At 64.4% G+C, this 3,067-nt stretch carries 3 protein-coding genes; all 3 read left to right on the top strand.

All coding sequences use genetic code 11. The features are described from left to right. Positions 1-1,506 (top strand): sugar ABC transporter ATP-binding protein (locus tag AWB78_RS41960; protein WP_062613139.1); only part of this gene is annotated, 1,506 nt, incomplete at its 5' end. Positions 1,507-1,524: 18 nt separating this feature from the next. Further along, positions 1,525-2,562 (top strand): ABC transporter permease subunit, encoded by a 1,038-nt coding sequence (locus tag AWB78_RS41965; protein WP_062613141.1) that lies wholly within the window; start codon positions 1,525-1,527, stop codon positions 2,560-2,562. A gap of 77 nt (positions 2,563-2,639) precedes the next feature. Continuing rightward, positions 2,640-3,067 (top strand): substrate-binding domain-containing protein (locus tag AWB78_RS41970; protein WP_157697886.1); only part of this gene is annotated, 428 nt, incomplete at its 3' end.

Below are 3,067 nucleotides of genomic sequence, written 5' to 3' on the forward strand. Positions count from 1 at the left end.
ATGCGCGGCATCAGCAAGACCTTTCCCGGCGTGCGCGCGCTCAACGACGTGCGCTTGTCGGTCTATCCCGGCGAAGTGCATTCGCTGATGGGCGAGAACGGCGCGGGCAAATCCACGCTGATGAAAATCCTGTCGGGCGCGTATCAGGCCGATGCGGGCGGCGAGATTCGCATCGACGGCAAGACGGTCACTATCGACGGGCCGCTGGCCGCGCGCTCGCTCGGCGTCGCGGTGATCTATCAGGAGCTGAGTCTTGCGCCGAATCTCTCGGTTGCCGAGAACATCTATGCGGGCCGTGAACTGCGGCGCGGCAGACTGGTCGACCGCGCCGGCATGGAGCGCGGCTGCGAGGACGTGCTGAAGCGCCTCGGCGCGAACTTCAAGCCGCATACGCTCGTCGGCGACCTGTCGATCGCGGAGCGGCAGCTCGTCGAAATCGCGCGCGCCGTGCACGCCCATGCGCGCATCCTCGTGATGGACGAGCCGACCACGCCGCTGTCGTCGCGCGAAACGGATCGTCTCTTCGAGCTCGTGCGTCAACTGCGCGCGGAAGGCATCGCGATCATTTACATCAGTCATCGGATGGCGGAGATCTATGAGCTGTCGGACCGCGTGTCGGTGCTGCGCGACGGCGCGTACGTCGGCACGCTGATGCGCGACGAACTTTCCGCCGACAGCCTCGTGAAGATGATGGTCGGCCGCGACATCTCCGGCTTCTACAAGAAGGAGCACGCGCCCTACGATCCGGGCAACGTCGTGCTGTCCGTGCGCGATATCGCCGACAACAACCGCGTGCGCGGCTGCAGCCTCGATCTGCACGCGGGCGAAGTGCTCGGCATCGCGGGGCTCGTCGGCGCGGGACGCACGGAACTGGCGCGCCTCATCTTCGGCGCGGAGGAAAAGACGCGCGGCGAAGTGTCGATGCACGGCAAGCCCGTGAAGCTGCGCACGCCGCGCGACGCGATCGACGCGGGCCTCGTCTATCTCACCGAAGACCGCAAGGGCCAGGGCCTTTTCCTCGACATGAGCGTGCGCGACAACATCAACATCACGATCGCCGGCCGTGACGCGAAAGCAGGCGTGATGGATCTCGCGCGCGGCAACACGCGCGCGAAGGACGCGATCGCCGCGCTCACGATTCGCGTGCCGAACATGCGCGTGAACGTGGGCGCGCTGTCGGGCGGCAACCAGCAGAAGGTGCTGCTCTCGCGTCTGCTCGAAACGAAACCGGAAGTGCTGATCCTCGACGAGCCGACGCGCGGCGTGGATATCGGCGCGAAGTCGGAGATTTATCGAATCATCAATGATCTCGCGCGCTCGGGCGTCGGCGTGATCGTCATCTCGAGCGAGCTGCCGGAAGTGATCGGCGTGGCGGACCGCGTGCTCGTGATGCGCGAAGGCGAAATCGCGGGCGAACTCGGCGGCCATTCGGGCAAGCCGATTTCGCAGGAAGGAATCATCGAACTGGCGACGGGCTCGAAGGTCGCGCTCGATCAGGCTGCTTAAGGAAATCTGGAGAGAGACATGGCTAACACGACGAAACACCACGACACGAGCGCCGCGCCGGTTGCGAAGGCTGAGAGCGTATCGCAGCGGCAGAACCGCATCGAGCATCGCGAACGCATGCAGGTTCTGATGCGAACCGCAGGCATGCTGCCCGTGCTGATCCTGCTGTGCATCGGCTTCGGCATCGTGACGGATGGCTTCTTCAGCTTCCAGAACCTGTCGATCGTCACGCAGCAGGCATCGATCAACATCGTGCTCGCGGCGGGCATGACCTTCGTGATTCTGACGGGCGGCATCGACTTGTCGGTGGGCTCGATTCTGTCGGCGGGCGCGGTGGCGGCGTTGCTGGCATCGAATATTCCGGGCTGGGGATGGCTCGGCATTCCGGCCGCGCTCGCGGTGGGCCTCGGCTTCGGCGTCATCAACGGTCTGTTGATCGCGTTGCTCAAGCTGCCGCCGTTCATCGTGACGCTCGGTTCGCTCACTGCGGTACGCGGCATCGCGCGATTGATCGGTCACGACACGACCATCTTCAACCCGCAACTGCCGTTCGCGTTCATCGGCAACGACACGCTCTTCGGTGTGCCCTGGCTCGTGATCATCGCGCTTCTCGTCGTGCTCGTGTCGTGGTTCATTCTGCGCCGCACCGTGCTCGGCCTGCGCATCTACTCGGTGGGCGGCAATCCGGAAGCGGCGCGTCTCTCGGGTATCAAGGTGTGGGGCATCGAGCTCTTCGTTTATGCGATTTCGGGCTTGCTCGCGGGTCTCGGCGCCGTGATGTCGGCCGCGCGTCTGTATGCCGCGAACGGCTTGCAGCTCGGCCAGTCGTATGAACTCGATGCCATCGCGGCGGTGATTCTCGGCGGCACGAGCTTCGTCGGCGGCGTGGGCTCGATCGTCGGCACGCTGGTCGGCGCGCTCATCATCGCGGTGCTCTCCAACGGCCTCGTGCTGCTCGGCGTGTCGGATATCTGGCAGTACATCATCAAGGGCCTCGTGATCATCGGCGCGGTGGCGCTCGATCGTTACCGTCAGCGCGGTTCGGCTCGCACCTGATTTCCATCGATCATCCGGGCGCTTGCAGGTCCGCTCGCGCCCGCCCCGACACCAACGGACCAACTGGAGACAACAACATGCGCAAGCACAATAAGCTTTTCGCCAGCGTCGCCCTCGCACTCGGGTTTTGCATGACGGCTTCCGTCAACGCGGTCGACAAGCCTTTGAAGTCCATCGGCATCACGGTCGGCTCGCTCGGCAATCCGTACTTCGTCACGATCTCGAAGGGCGCGGAAGCCAAGGCCAAGACGATCAATCCGAACGTCAAGGTGACGGCGGTGTCGTCGGACTACGACATGAACAAGCAGTTCACGCAGATCGACAACTTCATCTCGGCGCACGTCGACATCATTCTTCTGAACGCCGTCGATCCGAAGGCGATCGAGCCGGCGGTGAAGAAGGCGCAAAAGGCGGGCATCGTCGTGGTCGCGGTGGACGTCGCGGCGGCGGGCGCGGACGCGACCGTGCAGACCAACAACGTGCAGGCCGGCGAAATCTCCTGCGA

Origin of the sequence: Caballeronia calidae (assembly GCF_900044055.2) — a bacterium.
Classification (GTDB): domain Bacteria; phylum Pseudomonadota; class Gammaproteobacteria; order Burkholderiales; family Burkholderiaceae; genus Caballeronia; species Caballeronia calidae.